At 54.7% G+C, this 17,676-nt stretch carries 14 protein-coding genes; 9 read left to right on the forward strand and 5 right to left on the reverse strand.

Annotated elements, in window-relative coordinates:
- The first annotated feature begins 7 nt into the window (after positions 1 to 7).
- The 7 genes from H6G53_RS11860 (at position 8) to H6G53_RS11890 (ending at position 10,946) form a co-directional block, all read left to right on the forward strand.
- Positions 8 to 1,729 carry an NFACT family protein gene (locus H6G53_RS11860; protein ID WP_190533156.1) on the forward strand — a complete coding sequence of 574 codons (1,722 nt, stop codon included), beginning with the start codon at positions 8 to 10 and terminating at the stop codon, positions 1,727 to 1,729.
- Between the two features lie 137 nt (positions 1,730 to 1,866).
- A complete protein-coding gene (locus H6G53_RS11865) occupies positions 1,867 to 2,883 on the forward strand; it encodes a hypothetical protein (RefSeq protein WP_190533158.1) in 1,017 nt (338 codons plus the stop codon).
- Positions 2,884 to 3,110: 227 nt separating this feature from the next.
- Positions 3,111 to 3,542 carry a universal stress protein gene (locus H6G53_RS11870; RefSeq protein WP_099531907.1) on the forward strand — a complete coding sequence of 144 codons (432 nt, stop codon included), beginning with the start codon at positions 3,111 to 3,113 and terminating at the stop codon, positions 3,540 to 3,542.
- A 128-nt stretch (positions 3,543 to 3,670) separates the two neighbouring features.
- Entirely contained in the window at positions 3,671 to 6,052 is a 2,382-nt protein-coding gene (pcrA, locus tag H6G53_RS11875) for a DNA helicase PcrA (protein ID WP_190533161.1), read from the forward strand.
- A gap of 216 nt (positions 6,053 to 6,268) precedes the next feature.
- Positions 6,269 to 7,156: a 4-hydroxy-tetrahydrodipicolinate synthase gene (gene dapA, locus H6G53_RS11880; RefSeq protein ID WP_190355554.1), complete on the forward strand. Its 888-nt coding sequence runs from the start codon at positions 6,269 to 6,271 to the stop codon at positions 7,154 to 7,156.
- 1,022 nt (positions 7,157 to 8,178) lie between these two features.
- On the forward strand, positions 8,179 to 8,544 hold the full coding sequence (locus H6G53_RS11885) for a hypothetical protein (RefSeq protein ID WP_190533164.1): 366 nt from the start codon (positions 8,179 to 8,181) through the stop codon (positions 8,542 to 8,544).
- A gap of 155 nt (positions 8,545 to 8,699) precedes the next feature.
- Positions 8,700 to 10,946 carry a ribonuclease J gene (locus H6G53_RS11890; protein WP_242030888.1) on the forward strand — a complete coding sequence of 749 codons (2,247 nt, stop codon included), beginning with the start codon at positions 8,700 to 8,702 and terminating at the stop codon, positions 10,944 to 10,946.
- A gap of 296 nt (positions 10,947 to 11,242) precedes the next feature.
- Here H6G53_RS11890 and H6G53_RS11895 read toward each other — a convergent pair whose 3' ends face one another.
- The 3 genes from H6G53_RS11895 to rpaB all read right to left on the reverse strand — a co-directional run bounded on the left by H6G53_RS11895 (position 11,243) and on the right by rpaB (position 13,434).
- Positions 11,243 to 11,863 carry a hypothetical protein gene (locus H6G53_RS11895; protein WP_190533167.1) on the reverse strand — a complete coding sequence of 207 codons (621 nt, stop codon included), beginning with the start codon at positions 11,861 to 11,863 and terminating at the stop codon, positions 11,243 to 11,245.
- A 159-nt stretch (positions 11,864 to 12,022) separates the two neighbouring features.
- Positions 12,023 to 12,682 (reverse strand): cofactor assembly of complex C subunit B, encoded by a 660-nt coding sequence (locus H6G53_RS11900; RefSeq protein WP_190533170.1) that lies wholly within the window; start codon positions 12,680 to 12,682, stop codon positions 12,023 to 12,025.
- A gap of 23 nt (positions 12,683 to 12,705) precedes the next feature.
- Positions 12,706 to 13,434 (reverse strand): response regulator transcription factor RpaB, encoded by a 729-nt coding sequence (gene rpaB, locus H6G53_RS11905; RefSeq protein ID WP_099531901.1) that lies wholly within the window; start codon positions 13,432 to 13,434, stop codon positions 12,706 to 12,708.
- 567 nt (positions 13,435 to 14,001) lie between these two features.
- Between rpaB and radA the strand changes: the two genes are divergently transcribed.
- Entirely contained in the window at positions 14,002 to 15,534 is a 1,533-nt protein-coding gene (gene radA, locus H6G53_RS11910) for a DNA repair protein RadA (protein WP_190533174.1), read from the forward strand.
- Positions 15,535 to 15,548: 14 nt separating this feature from the next.
- On the opposite strand, the gene H6G53_RS11915 is transcribed toward radA, so the two are convergent.
- Together H6G53_RS11915 and H6G53_RS11920 are read right to left on the reverse strand one after the other, a co-directional pair.
- A complete protein-coding gene (locus tag H6G53_RS11915) occupies positions 15,549 to 16,049 on the reverse strand; it encodes a hypothetical protein (RefSeq protein WP_190526734.1) in 501 nt (166 codons plus the stop codon).
- Between the two features lie 345 nt (positions 16,050 to 16,394).
- Positions 16,395 to 17,450 (reverse strand): adenosine deaminase, encoded by a 1,056-nt coding sequence (locus H6G53_RS11920; protein ID WP_190533177.1) that lies wholly within the window; start codon positions 17,448 to 17,450, stop codon positions 16,395 to 16,397.
- A gap of 26 nt (positions 17,451 to 17,476) precedes the next feature.
- Between H6G53_RS11920 and H6G53_RS11925 the strand changes: the two genes are divergently transcribed.
- Positions 17,477 to 17,644, forward strand: coding sequence for a hypothetical protein (locus H6G53_RS11925; RefSeq protein ID WP_158234326.1), 168 nt, complete (start codon positions 17,477 to 17,479; stop codon positions 17,642 to 17,644).
- Positions 17,645 to 17,676: the final 32 nt, after the last annotated feature.

Raw genomic sequence — 17,676 nt, forward strand, 5'->3', positions numbered from 1 at the left:
GTGTCCCATGCAACCCGTTGATTACACCACCCTGATAGCGAGTTTGTGGGAACTGCGGCGCGACTGGTTACCGGCCCGCTTGGAACAGGTTTTTCAGCGCGATCGCTTCACGGTCTACCTTTGCCTGCGAACGATCGATCGGCGCGGTTGGTTGGGCATTTCCTGGCATCCTCAGGCGGCGCGGCTCTGCGTTGGGGCCGCGCCGCCCAAGGAACCGGACACCTTTACCTTTAGCCAACAGTTGTTGCATCAACTGAAAGGCTTGGCCCTGGTGTCTTTTGCGGAGGTGGCCCCTTGGGAGCGGGTGGTGGATTTGCAATTTGCCCGACGGCCGGGCGATCCGCCCCTGTGGCATCTGTACGTGGAAATTATGGGCAAGTACAGCAATGCCATTTTGACCACGGCGGACGGCACGATCGTCACCGCAGCCCACCAAGTGAGCGCCCAGCAGTCGCGGGTGCGGCCGATCCAAACGGGCGATCGCTACAGTGCGCCGCCCAAACTGACGGAGGCCACACCGCAACCAACCGAATCCTTTGATCGTTGGTGGGAGCGGGTTTCCCTGATTCCTGGCCCCATCAGTCGCCAACTGCTGAAAACCTATCGTGGCCTCAGCTCGCCATTGGTCAAAAGCCTGCTGACCGCGGCCGAAATTGACCCCCAGCAGCCGGTGGAAACCCTGGAACCCGCAGGTCAGCGGCGGCTGTTTGAGGTTTGGCAAGGCTGGCTGAAACGGCTGGAAATGGGAGATTTTGCGCCCGGTTGGACGGAAGCGGGCTACGACGTGCTGGGGTGGCAGGAACAGCGCTCGGCCCCATCGGTGCAAGACCTGCTCGATCGCTACTATGGCGATCGGCTCGATCGGGAAGCCTTCCAGCGGCTTTGGCAACAATTGCGGCAAAAGGTGAGCAACCTCGCCAGCAAGCTGCGCAAAAAAGTTGAAGAATTTACCGATCGCCTGGCCCAATCCGCCGAAGCCGACCAGTTTCGATCGCGGGCTGACCTGTTGATGGCCCATTTGCACCATTGGGAACCGGGGCTGGATCGAATCAGCCTGCCGGACTTTGAGACTGGCGCACCCGTGACCATCGCCCTGGATCCGGCGAAAACCGGTGTCCAAAACGCCCAACAGCTCTACAAAAAATATCAAAAGCTCGATCGTTCCCGCAGCGCGATCGAACCGCTACTGCTCGCTGCCCGCAGCGAATTGGCCTACCTGGAAGAGGTGGAAGAAAGCCTCAGTGAATTTGAGGACTACGGCGGCCCTGAAGATCTAAGCGCCCTCGAAGAAATTCGTGATGAACTGGTGCAGGAAGGTTATTTGGAGGATCCGGGCTATCGCCGGGCCTTGCCTGACCCCGGTGAAGGGTTCCGCAAATTCACCACCCCCAGCGGCTATGAAGTCTGGATTGGCCGCAACAATGCCCAGAACGATCGACTCTCCTTTCGGTTGGCCACGGCCTATGACTTGTGGTTCCATGCCCAGGAAATTCCCGGCAGCCATGTGCTGTTGCGGATGCCAGCGGGATCCCAGCCCGATCGCGCCGATTTGCAATTCACCGCCGATCTGGCCGCTCGCTACAGCCGGGCCCGGCAAGCAGAACAGGTTCCCGTGATTTACACGGAACCCCGGCATCTGTACAAACCCAAAGGCGCTAAACCGGGGCTAGTGATTTACAAGCATGAGCGGGTGATTTGGGGACAACCACAGCGACCGCTGGCGGGCTAAGGATCTGGGCGGACTGAAGGGCGATCGCTCGGAATGCTTGCTCGTTTTGCGGAAGACCCTGCCCAACCCCAGGGGCCAGACGGGGCGATCGTCCCCTGCTTCTGTTGGTTGCCTGCTGTCCAAGCAATCATCAATTTATGAATCTCTTGACCAATTACTGCGCACTATCGGCTTGGAGCCGGCGGGGCCGCCACTTTGCTCTCCCGATCGTTCTGTTTTGGAGCCTGTGGAGTTCCGGGCCGGCCCAGGCGATCGGGATGCGAAGCGCGATCGCCCCGCGCCACCCCAGGGTCACCGCCTTTCCCCGCGCTCCCGTGACTGATCGGCTGGGCCCCTTGAGCCAATCGCCTAACGAACTCCCCTTCATTGGCCGGCGCTCCTTCAACTTTTTGGGAGGCAGCGGCACGGGGCAATCAATCACGATCGAGCCAGATGGCACCACCACCGTTGAGCGCCACGGCACGGCCAACAGCGCCATTGAGTATCGCGGCCGCTTTTCCAATCCCCTTTGGCTGAATGATCAACAGGGTCTTCTGATTGAAGGATCCCAAATCTATCAAGTTGGCCCCGATGGCCAGCGGCCCCAGAATTGCGATCGGGGGGCGGCTCCCTGTCGTGCAGAACTGTGGGAACTCACCTCGGAAACCCCCGACCCAGCCGATTGGCCAGCCCCTCTGCCAGGGGAGCCTTTGGAGGATGTGGAAGATGAGCGATTCAGTCGCCAACCCTTTAATCGATCGCACTTTCAACAGGTGCAAGCGCTGAATCGGGCCTGTGGGTTTTATGACGTGACTTCCCCCTGCTCGGTGCGGATCTATCCCTTTAACAATCTGTCTCTGATAGCGCGGCGTGACGGCACGGAATCCGTGGGCTACAGCCTGTCGTTTTATCGGCCCATTTCCCAAGCGGCCGCCTTAGCCTACGTGAAAATTCTGAACGATCATCAATCTTTCCGCCCGATCGAAACCCAGCGCCTGGCCGATCGCCTGGTGTACTATGGCTGTCCCTACGATGCAGGAGCCGAGCAACCAGCCCCCCTTTGTTCGGTGGAACTGTTCTATGCAACCCCTTCGGGGTCTGATCGCTCGATCGAGCGGTCGCCCAGCGGGGAACCCCTGATCAGCGGGCTGCGTTTTATCCAAAGCAGTCCCTAAGCAGTCCCTATGTCGGGGGATGAGTTTGGGTTGATCAGTTTCAATCCCCTGTTTTGAATCAACCGTTGATGAACTCCGGAACTGGCATTTCTTGGCGGGCGGCGTTTCCAGACCACCGCCCAACCGCAAGTGCTTACAATGTTAAGTCTGGTGGGGGCTGGAGCCAGATTCCAGAATGGGCGGTGTATGCTGCCTTTATCCGCAAAATCGTTAGCTAACTTGGTGCAGTGTTGAAATCAGTTTTGGTGGCCCTGGATCGATCGGCATTATCCGAGTCAGAAATTGCCATGCTGCGATCGCTCAATTTGAACGATCAGTGCAAAGTAATTTTGGTGCATGTGATTCCGCCCACCAGCACCGATCTAGATCAGCCGCTCGATCGCCCCCAAGGCACTGCACCGGATTTGTATCGCGAGATTGAAACCCAACTGGCGGCCTACCAAAAGCGCCTACCCTGCCCCAGCACCATTGAAATCATCAGTGGCGAACCCGCTGCGGAAATTGTTCGCTTGGCCAATATCCATCGCACCGATTTAATCATCATTGGCAGCCGGGGCCTCAGCGGCATCGATCGCATTCTGCAAGGTTCCGTCAGCAGCGACGTGCTGGAACAAGCGCCCTGTTCGGTGTTGGTGGTGAAGGCCAAAACTGCCGCTTGATTTGTGCCCGATCGTCCTGAAACTGTCCAGCCTGATCGCCCCTTTTGCGTTGTGCTTGTGTTGGGGGTTGCCGGTTTTGGGTATTGCCCGTTTTTAGTTTTCCATCGCCTATCCTCGTTTTTGCCCGCATGTCTGCGTTTCTTGCCCAACTGAACCCCGCCCAGCGCCGCGCCGTTGAACATTACCAGGGGCCCCTATTGGTGGTGGCGGGGGCTGGGTCGGGCAAAACCCGCGCCCTCACCTTCCGCATTGCTCACCTGATTCAACACCACCGCGTGGATCCGGATCAGATTTTGGCCGTGACCTTCACCAACAAGGCCGCGCGGGAAATGAAGGAGCGGATTGAAACCCTCTTTGCTCAACAGGAGGCACGATCGCGCTTTGGCAAACCCTTTGACCTGCTGCGGCCCGAGGAACAAACGCGCCTGAAATCCCAGGTCTATAAAGACACCATCAAGCACCTATGGATCGGGACTTTTCACGCCCTCTGTGCTCGAATTCTGCGGTTTGATCTGGAAAAATTTCAGCATCCTAAAGGCTATCGTTGGACAAAAAATTTCACGATTTTTGATGAATCCGATGTCCAAAGCCTGATTAAGCAGATTGTGACGAAAGACCTGAATCTCGACGATAAAAAATTCCAGCCGAGACAGGTGCGTTTTGCCATTAGCAATGCCAAAAATCAGGGACTGTCGCCGGAAGAGGTGGAGCGCAATGATCCCACTTTTCGCGGTCGCACAATCGCCACGGTTTATGATCGCTACCAAGCGGCTTTGGCGGCGAACAATGCTTTAGATTTTGATGATTTGATTGGGTTGCCCGTACAACTTTTTCAGCAAAATGAATCGGTTTTGGGTTACTGGCACAGCCGATTCCGCCACATTCTTGTGGATGAATATCAGGATACCAACCGCACCCAATACGACTTGATTCGGCTGTTGGTGACCAATGGGGAATCTTCCGAAAGCTTTGACCATTGGAACCATCGATCGATCTTTGTGGTGGGCGATGCGGATCAGTCCATTTATTCGTTTCGGGCGGCGGACTTCACGATTCTGCTAGATTTTCAGGATGATTTTGGCGATCGACTGCCCGATGACGACACGCGGACAATGGTGAAGCTGGAGGAAAACTATCGATCGCGCGAAAACATCTTGCAGGTGGCCAACGAACTCATTGAACGCAACACAGAACGCATTGATAAAGTATTGCGGCCCACGCGCGGGGCCGGCGACCCGATCGCGGTCTATGAATCCGACCACGAAATGGATGAAGCGGAATATGTGGTTCAGAAAATTCGCAAGCTGGAGCAACAAAATCCCGAATTAAATTGGGGCAGCTTTGCCATTTTGTATCGCACTAATGCCCAATCTCGTCCCTTTGAAGATGTGCTGCTGCGGTTGGGAATTCCTTACACCATGGTGGGAGGATTACGGTTCTATGACCGCAAGGAAATTAAGGACACGTTGGCCTATTTGCGCCTGCTCACCAATCCCAACGATAGTATTAGCCTGAAGCGGGTGATTAATGTGCCCAAGCGTGGGGTGGGCAAGACAACGCTCGATCGCCTAGAGAATGCGGCCGATCAGTTGGGCGTGCCGCTCTGGGAAATTTTGAGCGATGAAACTTCGGTGAAAACCCTGGCCGGACGCACGGCTAAGCCCTTGTTGGAGTTTGTGCAAATGATTCAGACTTGGCAAGCCCAGGTGGATCAACAACCCGCCGCCACAATTTTGGATGGCATTCTTCAGGGATCGGGCTATGTGCGGGAACTGCAAGCGGAGGGCACGGACGAAGCGAGCGATCGCCTGGCGAATTTGGCGGAATTGGCCAACGCCATGACCCAGTATGCGGAAGACACCAGCGACGGCTCCTTGACGAACTTTCTGGAAAATGCGGCGCTAGCTTCGGATTTGGATGACTTGAAGGAGGGCAAAAACGCCGTTTCTCTGATGACGCTCCATGCGGCCAAGGGGCTAGAATTCCCGGTGGTGTTTTTGGTGGGGCTGGAACAGGGGCTGTTTCCCAACTTCCGTTCCATGGACGATCCCCGATCGCTCGAAGAAGAACGCCGCCTTTGCTATGTGGGCATTACCCGCGCCCAGGAGCAATTGTTCTTAACCCATGCCCAGGAGCGGCGGCTGTGGGGAGGAATGCGCGAGCCTTCGGTTCCCTCGGTGTTTTTGGGCGAGCTGCCACCGGAGCACCTAATTACTGAGGGGCGGAGCAACCGCCGATCGGGGCCGGCGGCCTTGGGATCAGCAACGGGATCGGCCAATCGGCGATCGGCCGCGGCCCGCCCCACCCCCAAACCCAATCCGCGCCCGACCAAAACCACGCCGCCCCAAGCTTGGGAAGTGGGCGATCGGGTGATTCACGACACCTTTGGCGAAGGGAAGGTGATGCATGTGTTTGAAACCGGGCGCAAAGTCACCATTTCGGTGCGGTTTCCCGGCTTGGGTCAAAAAATCTTTGATCCCAACCTGGCTCCCCTCCAGCGCTTGGATTAGGCCACTGCCCGATCGCGAGGGTCGAAGTTTTTCTGATGCGATCGACCCAGGGAGGGATCCCCGAAAAATGGCGAAAACCGGTTGATTAACCCTTCAGAAAACTCGCTGGCAACCCCGCAAGCGCCCGATCGCCCATTGGGCCGTGCGCGATCGCCCAAATCGGCTAAGATGGCATCAACTAAACGTAACGTCGCTCTAACTTAAGGACAATACTGGGTGATTGACTTCGGACGAGTCATGACCGCGATGATCGTGCCGTTTGCCCAAGATGGCAGCGTTAACTACACGATCGTCGAGCAACTGACGCGCAATCTCGTGGCGCACGGAACCGACACGCTGGTGGTGTGCGGCACGACCGGTGAATCGCCAACCTTAACCTGGGACGAAGAATACGAACTGTTTCGCGTCGTTAAGCAAGCGGCGGGCCGTGCCAAGGTGATGGCCGGCACGGGATCCAACTCAACCCGCGAGGCGATCGCCGCCACCGAAAAGGCCGCTAAGCTCGGTCTGGATGGTTCGTTGCAAGTGGTTCCCTACTACAACAAACCGCCCCAAGAGGGACTCGCCGCCCATTTCCGGGCGATCGCCGCCGCCGTGCCCGAGTTCCCCCTCATGCTGTACAACATTCCGGGACGCACGGGCCAAAACCTGCTGCCGGAAACGGTGGCCCAACTGGCGGAATTGCCAAATATTGTGGCGATCAAAGAAGCCAGCGGTAACCTTGACCAGGTGAGCGCCGTCCGCCGTCTGACTCCGCCCACCTTCAAGATCTATTCTGGAGACGATTCCCTGACCTTGCCGATGTTGGCGGTGGGGGCTTCGGGGGTGGTCAGCGTGGCCAGCCATCTCGTGGGCGATCGAATTCAAAGCATGATTCGCGCCTTTGAAGCAGGTCAGGTCAACGACGCATTGACAGAACATTTGGCTTTGTTACCCTTGTTTAAAGCCTTGTTCTTGACCACGAATCCAATTCCCGTCAAAGCAGCGCTAGAACTGTTAGGCTGGGAAGTGGGGGAACCGCGCCTGCCGTTGATCCCTTGCCCGGATCCTGTTCGCCAAGCCTTGAAACAGGCAATGGCGGAGTTAGACCTGCTGCCACAGTGAACTAACAACAGTTGCTGACAACCAACGGGCGAGTGATCAGTGATTACTGGGTCACTGATGGGCAATTAGCGGGCGATGAACCCAGTGCGCGATCGACCCTTTCCCGATCGCCCCAAGCCAACAGGCGAAGGACAACCCTAGGGCGATGACGGCACAAGCTATTGGGTCAAAGATTGAGCAAAATACTAGGTAGAAAGTACTGAGTAGAGTGTTAATCAACGACTTTCAACTTGGCTCAAAATCAGCAACACCAATCCGAAAAATTGCAAATTGGTTGCTTTGATGAATTTTTGAGTTAGTTTCAGATTGCTGATAGTTGAGTCACGGACTTTTGGACAAAATAAACTGCCCGATCGCTCAAACCATTCACTCACCATCATCCCGATCGAGTGGCATAGGATTAAATCATCCAAATTAAGTTATCCAAATTCCAGAACTTGGATTAGACTGAGAGCAAATTGGCACTGCCCAGCCCTGCAACACTTGAAGGCAGCTTAAAATTAAAGAACTAGATTCCGGATTAACTAAAAGTTCTGACTAAAAATTTTGAATCAGCCGCTTGCTTAAGCAATGCAGTTCAGCAATGTAGTTCAGCCGGTTCATGAAACAGTTTCATTAAAAAAATCCCCTAAGCGGCTCAACTAAAATCTCGCTCAAAACCAATTGAAAAACCCAATTAACCCATTAAACAAGCCCATTGCCGTTAACCATGTTAAAAAACGCCCGATCGCTCAACATGACTCAATCATCGCTTTTTCGACAACCTGTGAAATCCGCAAAATTTTCAACGGCTCATCGCGAGCAGGGAGCTGCAAGCTAATCATGAATCCGGAATATCCAACAGTGGCTTGTTTAATAAAAATGGGAGTCCCCGCATTTGATTGCTCTTAGGCCGGTTGAGGGGTTCGATTTTTTGAACAATCTTTTGAACGCTCTAAATCATCCTCATTTGGAATCCCCACTTGGAATCCCCATTTGGAATCCTAATTTTGAGAGCAACCATTGTGTTGAATTTAGATTGATTGGCGGTGGTGAATTGGATCGATCGAACGGATCCACCGACTGATCTTGAAGCAAGTTTTTTTCCCAGATGGTTACTCCTTGATGCAATCCATGAGTTTGGTGAATGTGTTGAGCCTAGAAAATTCGGCACAGCATTCCACAGAATTTTGCCCAGCAGATTTGCCCCGCAGAATTTTGTACGGCAGGATTTTGCGCCGCTTTTCAGAAAGCGTTTTCTTGAAGAATTTTTGAAAAACCTTCAAGAAGGTTCTGCCAGCTTCGGGCCCCAATCCCGACCCAAGTTTCCCGCAGCAGCAACCCACCGCCGATCGCGTGATTCGGCTGGGGACGACGGGTTGATTGAGACAACCAGCTCAATCGTTTAACAGGCTGAGTACCGCCCATCACTAACCATCACGAATCAGGTTTGCTCCTTTCCCGACGAGAGGACATGACGGTACTCCCCAATTCGTTGCTAACAGTCTGGTGACCGATTCCAACGCCAAGTAGTGCAATTTTTGAGTGAAATTTCTGGAGGCAAATGACTCAAGTCAGAAAGCGAATTCGTCAGCAAGCAGATTCCGAATCTTCCGTGGCTAACGGTGGCGAGCTGGCCAGCGAGTTGGCCCGTGGAGTGAATCCCGAAGTTTCCGCAACCCCGATCGCCCCTGGAAGTAAAAACGTGGCAGCAAAAGACGTGAAAGATAGCTCCCGTGACGATGTTCGGCGCTCTGCCCCTAGCGTAATTCGCAAGCGGAATTCCAACTCCCAAACCACCCCCAAGAAATTGTTGCAAGCAGATCATGCTGCGACCTTGGATCAATCGTTTGCTCAATCAACCGATCGCACCTTTTCCCCCTCTATCCCTATGAGTCAAAACCTCGTGACTGCTTCCCCCAGAACTAACTTTTCGGCTGCGCAACCTTCAACCCAATTCATCAGTAACGGTAAGCCCGGAACGCTGAAAATTATTCCCCTGGGTGGCTTGCACGAAATTGGTAAGAACACCTGCATCTTCGAGTATGAAGATGAAATCATGATGCTGGATGCGGGGCTGGCGTTCCCCACCGATGGAATGCACGGCATTCAAATTGTGCTGCCGGATATGACTTATCTGCGGGACAATCGCGAAAAAATTAAGGGCATGATTGTCACCCACGGTCACGAAGACCACATTGGCGGCATTGCTTTTCACCTGAAGCAAGTGGATATTCCGGTGATCTATGGGCCGCGGCTGGCGATGGCGCTGCTGTCGGACAAGTTGGAAGAGGCCGGCGTGAGCGATCGCACGGAAATTCGCACCGTGGGCCCGCGCGAATTTGTGCGGGTGGGAACCAAGTTTCTGGTGGAGTTTATCCGCAATACCCACTCGATGGCCGATAGCTTTTCGGTGGCGATTCACACGCCGTTGGGTGTGGTGATTCATACGGGTGATTTCAAGTTTGATCACACGCCCGTTGATGGTGAATATTTCGATCTTCAGCGGTTGGCGGAATACGGTGAAAAGGGCGTTTTGTGCCTGATTAGTGATTCAACCAACGCCGAAATTCCTGGTTTCACCCCTTCGGAAAAATCGGTTTATCCGAACTTGGAACGGGCCTTTGCGAAAGCGCCGGGTCGCCTGTTGGTGACAACCTTTGCGTCATCGGTGCATCGGGTGAACATGATTTTGGACATTGCCCACAAGCAAGGCCGGGTGGTGTCGGTGTTGGGTCGATCGATGCTGAATACGATCGCCCATGCACGCAATTTGGGCTATGTGAAATGCCCGGATGATCTGTTCGTGCCGATTCATGAGCTGCAAAATTACCCCGATCACAAGGTGGTGATTTTGACCACCGGTTCCCAGGGCGAGCCGCTGTCGGCCCTGACGCGAATTTCCAAGGGCGAACATCGCCAAATCAAAATCCGTAATGGGGATACGGTGGTGCTGTCGGCGAATCCGATTCCCGGCAACACGATCGCGGTGGTGAACACGATCGACCGGCTGATGATGCTGGGGGCGAATGTGGTCTATGGGCGCGACAAGGGCATTCACGTTTCCGGTCACGGCTCCCAGGAAGATCACAAGCTGATGATTAGCCTGACGCGGCCCAAGTTCTTCATGCCGGTGCATGGTGAGCACCGGATGTTGGTGAAGCACGCGGAAATTGCCCAGAGCTTGGGCATTCCGGCGGACAACATGGTGATCATCGAAAATGGCGATGTGGTGGAACTGACCCAGGATTCGATCAAGATTGGCGATCGGGTTCCTTCGGGGATTGAACTGGTGGATGCGTCTCGATCGGGCGTGGTGAGCGATCGGGCCCTGCGCGAACGGCAACAGTTGGCCAACGAAGGCCTGGTGACCGTTGCCGCCAGTATCTACAGCACGGGTCAGTTGGCCTGCGATCCTCAGGTACACATGAGCGGTGTGGTTAGCAGCATTGACCCATCCAAGCTGACTGGGGCGATCGGGGCGACCTTGAAAAACTTCCTCAGCAACCGATTTGAGCGTTTTGTCACCAACCCGGCTCGCCGCAGCGATGACGATATCGATTGGGGCGGTCTGAAGGTGGAACTGGAGCGCGAGTTCCAGCGGCTGTTGCGTCGTGACTTTGTGGGTACGCCTCAAGTGGTGGTGTTGGTACAGCCGATCGCGGCTCCGATTTCTGTGCGGCGCGATCGCCCGGCTCCGGCCGCCCCGACGGGCAACACTGCCGTTGCCGCCGACTCGATCGCCCCTGAGTCTCCCGCCACGCCTTCGGGTCGCCGCCGCCGCCGCACCGCTGCCAGTGTCGCCTCCTAAGGCCAACACCTGAAATCCGCTGATCGATTGCAATTGGCTGAAAGTTACTTGTTGAAAGTTGCTGACCGATCGCGGCAATTTCTAATTTCCTAATCTCCAGTAGCACAGTAAGCTTCAGTGGCTGAGTTCAAAAATCCTCCAATTCTTGATCAATGTTGGTTGAGAAATGGGATGAGCCAGCCCCCAAAGACTGCTGTGCTACTGCATTGATGAATCGGTTATGAATTTCTTATGAATCTGTGTCAGTACCCCAAAGTACTGCTCAAATATCCAAATATCCTCTCAGGGGCTTCCATTTAGGGGGCTTTGCCAGTCACGCAGAACGTCAAAATTCCAAGAATTCGATCGAGCTGATTGAGGTAATACTCATCTAAATCAATTTCTAAAATTAGTCTGCTGTCGCGATCATGTAGCCCTAAAAACTTCCAAGTGGTTCCAGTGGTCACCACTCCATAAACCGAGGAAATGGGATCATTGGCCTGCTGATTGAATCGCCAAGCTGCGACCATTTCAGCCACACATTGCCCCAAACCACTATTGATGTTTTCGCGCTTGGCTTCTACCAATACCGTCACAGGTGATTTCAGGAGCAATAGTTCGGGCGATCGTGCCACTAAAAAATCGCAACGGCCGTTCAATCCACAGCTCGGATCAATATCAAAATCAATCCCAGAAAATAAACTAATTTGCCCTGCCAGTTGTCGCCGCAGCTCCACCAAGATAGGCGCAATAATCCATTCCGATCGGGCCTTTTCCGTATTACTGGCTAGGGCCAAAGGAACACTTTCTTGCAGCAGTTCCCGCAGGCGATCGCTCGGATTAATCGGCGGCACGGGCGCAAAATGATGAGGTCGATCGTAGAGATCCAGGGAAAATTGGTCGATCGCCTGAGCCAAACTAAAGTCGCTGTATGCCATAACCCGCTCTCGATCGATGAGGTATTACCGGCCGTAAGAGACTAGCTCTATCGCTCGTGCTGCCCCATGTGGGCTAGTTCTTTAATAGGGCGTGGTTCCGATCGTACAGCGCTTCCCCATGGTTGCGAGCCACCGTTGATCGCGAGTCATTGCTATGCCTCACAAAGTTGCGGCTGCGATCGAGTTGGCGAGCTTGTCCGCAATGCCCGCAATCCAGCGCTCGTCTTGGTTGGTGTAACTGCGGGGGGCGTTGGCTCCCAAAATCAACACGCCCCGATCGCCCAAAGGCTGCACAATCACGCCCTGGGTATTTTCGGGTAAATAGTCAAACTCAATGCGGCCGGGATAAACCTTCAAATCCACGAGATAGATCGGTTGTTGTTTATCGATCGCCCGCTGGACGATCGGCCCCGGCTTGACGATCGCTTGCGGGCCCAAAACACCGCGCCGAAGCAACGTTTGCCCAGCCGTGTGATCGCCCCGGTAAACCACCACCGATCGGGTCACCGTGTTGGTTAGCAACAGGTGGGAAGCCCAGGCCAGTTCCACCTGCAACGGGCGATCGAGATCGGGCGCTAGCTCAAACCCTTCCGGCCCCGTTAGCTCCACCGCGTCCGGCAACTTGGGTTGCACCCGCTGCCAGAGCAACCCCGTCAAAATTAAGAAAGCACAGGCGATCGTCCCGGCCACGTCCGATCTCGCCTGCCACTCACTGATTTGAGGAGTCCAGAGCCGATTCACAAACAGCCCCACCCCGATCGCCATGCCCACCGCGATCGGCAAATTTTGCAGCCAACGATTGGTTTGAGATCGCGCCATAGCTGCCGAGGGCTGCCGGGCCCCTAAACCTCGTTTGCGTCCAGAATGCGTTGGAACAGGTAACCCGTGCCCCGCGCCGTCAGGATTAGTTCTGGATTGCTGGGGTCTTCCTCCAGCTTGGCCCGCAGTCGAGAAATATGCACATCCACCACGCGGGTGTCCACATGGCGCTCGGGTGTGTAGCCCCAAACTTCCTGCAAAATTTCTGCCCGCGAGAACGGTTCGCCCGATCGCGACACCAACAGCTCCAACAGGCTAAACTCCATTCCCGTCAGCCGAATTCGCTCATCGCCCTTGTAAACCTGGCGCTTGTTGGTGTCAATGCGGATGTTGGCCACCTGAATCACGCCAGAGCTGGGAATTCCAGAGGCGTGGTTTTTGTCCACTCGCCGCAACACCGAGCGAATCCGAGCTTCCAACTCCTTGGGCGAAAAGGGCTTCACCACATAATCATCGGCCCCCAATTCCAGACCCGTGATTCGATCGGCCACATCGCCCAGCGCCGTGAGCATAATGATCGGAATATCCGATTCCTTGCGGAGTTCCTGGCACACGCCATAGCCATCCAGCTTCGGCATCATCACATCCAACACCACCAGATCCGGCCCCGCCTTCCGAAACACGTCCAAGGCTTCTTCGCCATCGGCAGCCGTGACCACCTCATAGCCAATCATGGACAGGCGGGTTTCTAGAATGCGGCGAATGCTGGCTTCGTCGTCAACAACCAGGATTTTTTCTTTGTGACTATCCAAGGAGAGGCCTCCTCCAATGGCTTTAACTTCTGCGTGAACTTTTGCGTGTTTTTGAATCGCTATCTTTCGGCTTTTATCGCTTTATTGTACCGAGGACATTTAAAGAGGCAATTCTAACCGCCGTTTCTCTTCCGTTTTGGAGATTACCAGTTGATCGCGGCGCAGGTTGAGGGCTGATTTCGTCAAAATGGATTGACAAATTACCCGCTCTGATGTGCGATGGGAGCGCATTTGACCCCAGTTCTTTGGAGTCGGGAATTGTAACTGATTGGGAACGCACCCTTTATTAAAAACAAGCGGGGTGTTTGTCGCAATGTTGCAACGAAATTGAAACAATTACAGAAATTTCTTAATTTGTTGCGCTTTTGTGGATTCTCCTTTCGGGGGTTGCCATCCTAGGGGTTGCCATCCTAGGGCAGAGGCTAATTAACGGCACTCGATGGCTGGGAGCACTGAATTGAACCAGCACCAATTGGGGTGGAAAACGGCGGTCAAGGTCTGGATCAACCAGGGCCGGATCAACCAGGGCCGAATCAAGAAGGGCCGGATCAAAGGGGAGACGATCGAATGGCGAAGGTAAAAACCCGCTACGTTTGCAGCGCCTGCGGAGGCGTGGAGGCCCAAATGTTCGGGCGCTGTCCCAGTTGTGGCCAGTGGGGCACTTTGGTGGAAGAGGTGTTGGCTGCGGAACCCAGCACCACGGGCCGGGCCGCCGTGGCCGCCACGACCCGATCGCGCAAGGGATCTCGCCCCCAAGAGCCGGCCAGCCCGATCGCGGCTCGCACCTTGGCCGAAATTCGCGATCGCCCCCGATCTCGCTGGGCTTCGGGGTTTCGAGAACTCGATCGAGTCCTGGGCGGGGGAATTGTGCCCGGCTCCTTGGTGCTGATTGGCGGCGATCCGGGCATTGGTAAATCAACCCTGCTGTTGCAAACGGCTAACCAACTGGCTCGATCTCGCCGGGTACTCTACGTTTGTGCCGAAGAATCGGGACAGCAGGTGAAACTGCGGGCCCAGCGATTGGGGGTACAGGCTCCGGCTGCGGAACTGATCTCGGGCCAGCTCCCGGAGGAATCGCCGGACGATCGCGCCGATCTGTACCTGCTGCCGGAAACGGATTTAGAGCCAATTTTGGCGGAAATTGAAAGCTTGCGACCGGCCATCGCCATCATTGACAGTGTGCAAGCGATTTATCTGCCCGCGCTGGCTTCTGCGCCAGGATCCGTGGCCCAGGTGCGGGAATGTACTTCGGCCCTGATGCGGCTGGCCAAGCGGCAGGATGTGGCCATGTTGCTGGTGGGCCATGTGACCAAGGAGGGGGCGATTGCCGGGCCCAAGGTGCTGGAGCATTTGGTGGATACGGTGCTCTATTTTGAGGGCGATCGATTTGCCAGTTTTCGCCTGTTGCGATCGGTTAAAAATCGTTTCGGTGCTACTCAGGAATTGGGGGTGTTTGAAATGGTCGATCGGGGGCTGTTAGAAGTTGCAAACCCCTCCGCTCTCTTTTTGGGTAACCGAGATGAGCGCGTGCCGGGCACGGCGACCATTGTGGCCTGCGAAGGAACCCGCCCGATCGTGGCGGAACTGCAAGCCCTCGTCAGCCCCACGAGCTATTCCTCGCCGCGCCGCGTCACCACGGGCATGGAATATAACCGGCTGCTGCAAATTTTGGCGGTGCTCGAAAAACGGGTGGGCGTGCCCCTCTCTCGGCTCGATGCCTACGTGTCCACCTCCGGCGGCCTGAGCGTGGAGGAACCGGCGGCCGACTTGGGTGTGGCCGTGGCCTTGGTGGCCAGTTTCCGCGATCGCATCGTTGATCCGGGCACGGTGCTGATCGGCGAGGTGGGTTTGGGCGGCCAAGTGCGTCCCGTTTCCCAACTGGAATTACGGCTCAAGGAAGCCGCGAAATTGGGATTTAAACGGGCGATCGTGCCCAAGGGTTCCGATGTACGAATTCGGGGAATGGAACTGATTCCCGTGGGGCGGTTGGTGGATGCGATCGGGGCGGCCATGGCGCGATCGATCGCGGCCGATGCCGCCCCCGATCCGGAAACCGGCGATTCGCACTCAAGCACACCCCAATCCCAAATTGAAGATTGAGTGAGCCTGTAGAGCTAACGACCAGACAGCGTGAAATTGAAAAGATTTCCTAAAGCGATACCCAAGCCTGTGCTAGCGGAACCAGTGATTCCACCCCAAAATAACGCCCTGAGTTTTCCAACCATTAATCGCAAATTATCAATGGCAAAAAACTGTAGAGCAGATGCAATTAACGGCACTGTAATGGGCAAGGCCCAGGGAATGACCGCTAGCCCTGCGCCAGATGTGAAAACCAAAGCAACAACAATGACTACGCCACCCGCCAGTCCGCCAATTGCTAAAATTCGTAATCCCGCCACAATTCCAATGACTGGCAATACTAGGGGAATCGCCATAGAATAAGCCACACCTAGCAGCGACATAGAAAAGTCGGGACTGGTGAAAGCGGCTCTCAGAAACAAACCCGTGAGCAGATGGAAAAGACCACTTCCTGCAAGTTGTAAGTAGGCTTTTCTAGCGGCTGCTTGATCATCAAGAGAGCTAACAAGTCGGCTAATTCGGGTTTCTTTTTTCATTGGCATAACAATCAATTGACTATGAATTGGAGGCAATGCCTTGTGATGACAGACTTTGGGGCTGATCCGAAGTATGCCGAAAACGAAAACAAAAAAGTTACGACAACCTCAAAAATAAGATTGTCTTGAAACCTGCTTCTACAGCAACGCAAGTTATTGCATTAAATTGGGCTGTTTGATTGTTTCTTGCACGGTTATACAAAAAATCCTCCCGGAATGAGGAGGATCTCAAAGATCTGAAACATGATCATGATCGAGATTATGATCGATGGCCCCGCCGTTTCAACGATGTTGCAGTCTGCACTAGCTGGGCACTTCACCCGATCCGACAACTGGAAAATTTGTCTAAACCGGCAGTGGTTCACTGATCGCCCGATCGCGTGGAATTTTGCGATCGAACAAACTGCCCAAAACGGCCGCCGGGCGAGCACTGTGGGGCCAAGCAAACGCATGGCGAAATGCTGCTTCTTGGCAGGCTTCCAGTTGCTCAAAATCAATCACATCCAAGGTCAGCAGGGTTTCGTATTCAAAGGGCAACCGCACATTATGCAAACCCGCATTGTCGGTGCAAATAGCAATCTCAACCCCCGCCTCAAAGCAGCGATCGAACACGGTTTTCAGTTCCCGTAAATCGCTCATGGTTCCCGTTTTGAGATAGGTGGTGGGACATACTTCCAAACATTGTCCCCGGCGGGCCAAATCGGGTAGCAGTTCGGGATATTGCAAGGGAATTTGAATCCCATGGCCAATGCGCATCAACAGCGGTAAAAGGTCGGGACATTGCCCCATGGGCGTTTCGTAAACATGGCCCGTGGTTTTGAGACCCAGCGATCGCGCCAATTCGTATAGCTCAATCCACTCATGCAATCGATCGCCATACAAATCGTCACCGCCCGCCAGGTCGATCGCGCAAACATAGTCCCGCGACTGAGCTGCTAACTCCACGATCGCCCGATTCACCTCATAGGGCAACTTGACATGCATACATAAAATTTGGCTGGTGACGATCGGGCAATCCACCACCTGGCTGGCCTGGCCTACCGTTTGCACAATGTCAGCCATCCGATCGATCCGCTCTCCCATTGGCAAATGCTCAGGGGTGCGCAGATAGGGCGTGTAGCGCAACTCCAAATAGGCCAAATTTTCGAAAATGTAGGCCCCCCGAATCAGGCGATAGATGAAATAGGGCAACATTTCCTGGGTCTGCACACTTTCCACCAATGAGTGCAGTTCCAAATACTCCGCCAGGGTTTTGCGAGGACGGGTGTAGAAATTCTCAAATGCCCCATAGTCTGGAAATTGGGTCGTTAAGTCCGATCGATGCCGTTCAAAATAGCGCCACAGCACCCGAGGCACGACCGAACCACCCAAATGCCGATGCAGTTCTGCATGTAATGCCATAGAAGCGTCCCCGAGAGTACTGAGTCTTGCGAGCGATCGCGATCGAGGCTGGAAATCGTCCCGATCGGGCCCAAGCACCGACGATCATTTCGATATTTTTATTGTTGCTTAAGAAAATTAAATCGGGCGCGATCGCCCGAGCCTATATCCCCCCGAGCGATTTCACCCAGTCACCGCCTCGATCGCCCGGTTGACACCTTTACACCTCGATCCTGATAATCGTCGT

The organism is Limnothrix sp. FACHB-406, from assembly GCF_014698235.1.
Taxonomy (GTDB): domain Bacteria; phylum Cyanobacteriota; class Cyanobacteriia; order CACIAM-69d; family CACIAM-69d; genus CACIAM-69d.